The sequence below is a fragment of the Facilibium subflavum genome, from assembly GCF_003574485.1.
Taxonomy (GTDB): domain Bacteria; phylum Pseudomonadota; class Gammaproteobacteria; order Francisellales; family Francisellaceae; genus Facilibium; species Facilibium subflavum.
Map to the genome: position 1 here is coordinate 1 of NZ_QLIT01000158.1, position 5171 is coordinate 5171.

Sequence of the window (5171 nt, forward strand, 5' to 3'; positions counted from 1 at the left end):
GTTTTCCAAAGTCTTCAATTTCTTCCCAGCCTTCTGCACCACAAATTACTGCACAAATAGCAATCGCAATAATATCCAGTAGCAAATGCTTCTTTGTCCTATCAACACGAGGGTCTTTTAATTCCTTAAAACATTCAACGAAAACACTATCCATAATAATTTAAATTGATACTTAGTTTGCTATAACTAATAAGATGCACTATATTCCAGCATTAGGCCAGATAAATACTAGAATTTAGATGCGTTTACCCTGCCAATGCTATTAGCAAGATAGCCTTACTAGCATAAGATCGTTATAATGCCTGCAATATTATACGCTTAAAGCCAAATGCATGGAAACGATACACTACCTTATTGATCTGATCTTAAACCTCAATGTACATATTAATTCGTTAGTAAATACCTTTGGTTTATGGACTTATGTTGTTCTTTTTTTAATTATATTCTGTGAGACAGGCCTTGTGATTATGCCTTTTTTACCGGGGGATTCACTCTTATTTGCCGTGGGAATCGTAACAGCAACAACCAATTTAAACGTTCATCTAATGGTATTTATCCTTGCCTTTGCTGCTATCTTAGGTGATAACTGCAACTACTGGATTGGTCATTTATTTGGTGAAAAGCTATTTAAACCTGATGCAAAAATACTGAAAACCTCACACTTAACCAAAACACATCAATTTTTTGACAAATATGGCGCAAAAGCCATTATTATTGCACGCTTTGTGCCTATTATTCGCACATTCACCCCCTTTGCCGCTGGTATGGGTGAAATGCCTTACCGTAAATTTGTTCTATTAAGCGTTATTGCTGCTTTTATCTGGGTTGGACTTATCACTTATTTTGGCTACTTTTTTAGCAACATCCCTTTTATGCAAGATAATTTCAGCTATCTTATCATCGCCATTATTGTTGTCTCTGTTACCCCTGCTATTATTGAAATCATTAAAAAACGCCGACAAGTGAAAAAGACAAATGCAAATTCTTGAAAGATAAAATCCATTGAGGAAAAACCATCAAAATCAGAAGCAGGTATCCTTGCTTATATTGTCCATAAAACTAACAAAGGGGAGCGATTGTAAGCATCCAGCAAGACCAGAGGGGACTGAGTCTTAATGAATTACCTGCTTCTTGCTATCCATTGTAAGAAGTCATACCAGGAAACCCAAGTTTAAACATCACTTTTTTTTATCGTGATATCATTGATCAACCTGTATTCAATCCATGATGAATCGCTTGCTGTAAACATTTTATTTTATCTTGTGCTTTCATAAGCATCGTCCCTGCAAGCACAGCATCATATTGCGTACCATAATCATATAAGTCTTGTGCATTTTTCGCACCAGACAAACTTAATAAGGTAACGGTATCAGGCACGATTTTCTGTAACCGCTTGATATTATCCATATCCATTTCAAGTGTGTCTAAATTGCGATTATTCACACCGATTAATGTGGCACCAGCAGCTAATGCACGCTGTGTCTCTTTCTCATCAAATACTTCTACCAATGCTGCCATGTTAAATGACTCAACACAATCAAGCAGCTGCTTTAACTTTTCATCATCTAAACAGCGAACAATAAGCAAACAGGCATCTGCACCTGCAGCCCTTGCGTGATAAACCTGTAAAGGGTCAATAATAAACTCTTTACATAAAACAGGAAGATCAACAGCCGATTTAACTTTACGAATATCCTCAAAACTGCCATTAAAAAAAACTTTATCCGTCAAGACAGATAAGGCGCATGCGCCACCTTTGGCATACTCGGTGGCAATCTTTGCTGGATCATAATCTCGATCAATGACACCTTCTGAAGGTGATTGTGCCTTAAGCTCGGCAATAATTGCAGGCTTGTGGTTTTTAATCGCTGATAAAAAATCATTGCCTGATGGTTCTAGCGAATCTGGATTAATAGGAGATAAATCTTTGATTTCCTTGGCTTTATTTGTCAATATTTTCTGCAGTACCATGGATAGTTTTTCGCACTTACGTAACGCTTCATAAGTACAAACTTTATCATAGCGATCATTAAAATACAATCATTTTCCATTTGCCACATTTATGATTACACTAAATGGTGAGGAAAATGCAGTCAACACATATTGTAACGAGGAAATCACATGGGAATGCTAATCAATGGCCAGTGGCAAAAGGATGAAAATGGTACCATAAGTAAAGATGGTAAATTTAAAAGAGAAGCATCCGCTTTCAAGCACACTATTGGCCAAACAGGAAAATTTACCGCCGAAAAGAACCGTTATCATTTGTATATCTCCTATGCGTGCCCTTGGGCACATAGAGCTTTGATTGCACGAAAGCTTAAAAAACTCGAGGATATTATTAGCGTCTCTATAACTGAGCCTTTGTTGCTTGAAAATGGCTGGGAATTTGGCCAAAAAGGGGACCCGCTATATCACAAATCTTTTTTATATCAAATCTATACAATAGCACAACCTGATTATACTGGGCGTGTTACAGTGCCAGTATTATGGGATAAAAAACATAAAACCATTGTTAATAATGAGTCTGCTGATATTCTACGTATTTTCAACAGCGCATTTAATCATATCACGCATAGCACACTTGACTTATACCCAGAGGATAAGCGTGATGCTATTGATAACATTAATGAAAAAATCTATCACAATGTTAACAATGGCGTTTATAAAGCAGGATTTGCAACAACACAATCAGCTTATGATGAAGCAGTTACTAACCTGTTTAACACACTGGATGAGCTTGAGAAGCATTTGTCAGACTCAAAATATCTTGTTGGAGAGTCACCCACAGAGGCAGATTGGCGTTTATTCACAACGTTGGTTCGATTTGATCCTGTCTATCACGGCCATTTTAAATGTAACATCAGGCTTCTTGCCTTGTACCCAAATCTGTACAATTACTTAAAAGCCCTTTATCAAATCCCAGGAATTGCGGAAACGGTCAATTTTTCCCATATCAAAAAAGGCTATTACGGCAGCCATAAAAAACTTAACCCAACCGGAATTATCCCTAAAGGACCTATTATTGACCTTGATTCTCCATATCATCGTTAAAGAGCACTTTCTAGCATAGAATTCCCAGGATATACTATTATCAAATCGACGATAAACTAAAGCAATATGAAGATTTTTTTGGCATTAAAGATTAAAATTCCCCACAAGTGACGATGCTAACAATTCACTGGTCACAACCTTTTTTTTGGCTTACACTCATCAATAACTTAAATTAAAAACGTTCGCAATGAAACAATCTCTTAATGCATTTAATCACTTACGCGGGATTGAAAGAGAAGCGCTAAGGATCGATAAAAATGGCCATATTGCACAAAGTTTTCACCCAAGGGCACTTGGTGCAAAGCTGACCAATGAAGCGATCACAGTTGATTTTGCTGAGAGCCTCCTTGAGCTTATTACCCCACCTTATTCCTCTATTAAACAAGTGTATGATCAACTTACCAATATCTCTGCATTTTGCGCGCAGAACATGCCTGACAATGAGCTACTACTCAATACCAGCATGCCACTGGTTACAAAAGAATCCGATGTGAAAATCGCAGATTTTGGAACATCAAACTCCGGAAAAATGAAGGAAATTTACCGACGTGGTTTAGCTATTCGTTACAATAAGATCATGCAGTCTATTGCAGGGATTCATTATAATTTCTCTTTTGATCAAGACTTAATTCAGATGCTTTGCCGCGAAAAAAATCAAACTGCTGATCAGCTTTATTTTTCAGTAATCAATCATTATTTTGACTTTATGTGGCTTTTACCTTTTTTCTTTGGCGCCTCACCGATTTGTGCAAAAACGTCTGTTATTGAAAAGCCTGATTATTTGACCGAGTTTGATGATCAATTTTATTTTGCTGAGTATGCTACAAGCCTTCGAATGAGTGATCTTGGTTATCAAAGCCCGGCACAAAAGTCACTTTTTATCTCTTATAAGGACACAAAAAGCTATGTCTATGACTTGGTCAAAGCCACAAACACACCTTATGATGCTTTTGTAAAACTTGGATTATACGATCACAACCGTAAACGACAGCAATTAAATGACAGCATCTTACAGATTGAAAATGAGTACTATAGCAGCATTCGACCAAAGCAAATTGCCAAACGTGGAGAACGTCCGGCTTGTGCGCTTTTAAACCGTGGTGTGCGTTATCTTGAAATACGTATCATGGATATTAACCCATATGCGTTTGTCGGTATTGATGAACAAACTGCACATTTTATTGAAGCGATGCTTGTCACTTGCCTTTATCTGCCAACAAAACAATATAGCAAACAATCAATTATAAGAAATAAAGCTAATTTATCAAAAGTAATCCAATCTGGACGAAAGCCTGGCATCAAGCTTACTGATCATGATGGAACCAAGCGTACATTAGCTGATACAGGCCACACATTACTTAATCAAATTGAGCCAATTGCCAAAGAGATGGGCCAGGCTTATGAAGATGCTGTGCTGGCACAACGTGTTAAACTTGATAACCTACAGATGACTTTATCAGCTAAGATCCTGCAGCAAGTAACACCTGGAAATTATCACAAATGGGCAATTGAACAGTCAAATAAAGCGTATCAGTTGCTTGTTAATTACTCGATTCCAAATGAAATTAAACACAAGCTTCATCAACAAGCCAGAGATTCAATAAATGCACAAAAGGCACTTGAGCAAAGTGATTGCTGTGACATTGAAACTTATATTCAGCACTATTATAAATCGGCAGACTGCGCTCATGCCAAATGATGATATGCTTGTGTTCCAGCCTTAATTTACCATACAATCTAATTCAACTAACAATATGGAAAATCAAACAATGATGCAATATACCACACTTGGTACAAGTGGGCTTAAAGTCAGTCGAATTTGCCTTGGAACAATGACTTGGGGTGTTCAGAATAACCAGCAAGATGCGAATGAACAAATGGACTATGCCCTGGCACATGGTGTTAATTTTTGGGATACCGCTGAGATGTATGCCATCCCACCGACACCTAAGACTTATGGCACCACCGAAACGATTATTGGCAACTGGCTATCTGTCAACAAACAACAACGCCAGGATATCGTACTGGCAACAAAAATCTCTCCGGTCTCTTGGGCAAGAGGTCAAAATAATGCCGTTATTAATGCAAGCAACATTGTTAAGGGAAGCGCACAAAAT

General features: G+C 37.6%; 6 protein-coding genes. 4 read left to right on the plus strand and 2 right to left on the minus strand.

Features of this window, described 5'->3' with window-relative positions; all coding sequences use genetic code 11:
- On the minus strand, positions 1-154 hold a 154-nt coding region (locus DNK84_RS09585; RefSeq protein ID WP_162902356.1), incomplete at its 3' end, for a transposase family protein.
- A gap of 178 nt (positions 155-332) precedes the next feature.
- Between DNK84_RS09585 and DNK84_RS09590 the strand changes: the two genes are divergently transcribed.
- Positions 333-989: a DedA family protein gene (locus DNK84_RS09590; RefSeq protein WP_119344302.1), complete on the plus strand. Its 657-nt coding sequence runs from the start codon at positions 333-335 to the stop codon at positions 987-989.
- A 217-nt stretch (positions 990-1206) separates the two neighbouring features.
- Here DNK84_RS09590 and DNK84_RS09595 read toward each other — a convergent pair whose 3' ends face one another.
- Positions 1207-2040 carry an indole-3-glycerol phosphate synthase TrpC gene (locus DNK84_RS09595; RefSeq protein ID WP_119344303.1) on the minus strand — a complete coding sequence of 278 codons (834 nt, stop codon included), beginning with the start codon at positions 2038-2040 and terminating at the stop codon, positions 1207-1209.
- An 81-nt stretch (positions 2041-2121) separates the two neighbouring features.
- On the opposite strand from DNK84_RS09595, the gene DNK84_RS09600 reads away from it, so the two are divergent.
- From DNK84_RS09600 to DNK84_RS09610, 3 genes are all read left to right on the plus strand, one after another.
- The gene (locus DNK84_RS09600) at positions 2122-3054 is read left to right on the plus strand and encodes a glutathione S-transferase family protein (protein WP_119344304.1); all 933 of its coding nucleotides are present in this window, start codon (positions 2122-2124) and stop codon (positions 3052-3054) included.
- A gap of 187 nt (positions 3055-3241) precedes the next feature.
- Entirely contained in the window at positions 3242-4753 is a 1512-nt protein-coding gene (gene gshA, locus DNK84_RS09605; protein WP_119344305.1) for a glutamate--cysteine ligase, read from the plus strand.
- 73 nt (positions 4754-4826) lie between these two features.
- Positions 4827-5171: aldo/keto reductase (locus DNK84_RS09610; RefSeq protein ID WP_208123297.1), on the plus strand; the 345-nt coding region annotated here is incomplete at its 3' end.

Bases quoted from the DNA above. Each gene is read 5' to 3' on its own strand.
- DNK84_RS09590 (WP_119344302.1), top strand. From the start codon at position 333: ATGGAAACGATACACTACCTTATTGATCTGATCTTAAACCTCAATGTA.
- DNK84_RS09600 (WP_119344304.1), top strand. From the start codon at position 2,122: ATGGGAATGCTAATCAATGGCCAGTGGCAAAAGGATGAAAATGGTACC.
- gshA (WP_119344305.1), top strand. From the start codon at position 3,242: ATGAAACAATCTCTTAATGCATTTAATCACTTACGCGGGATTGAAAGA.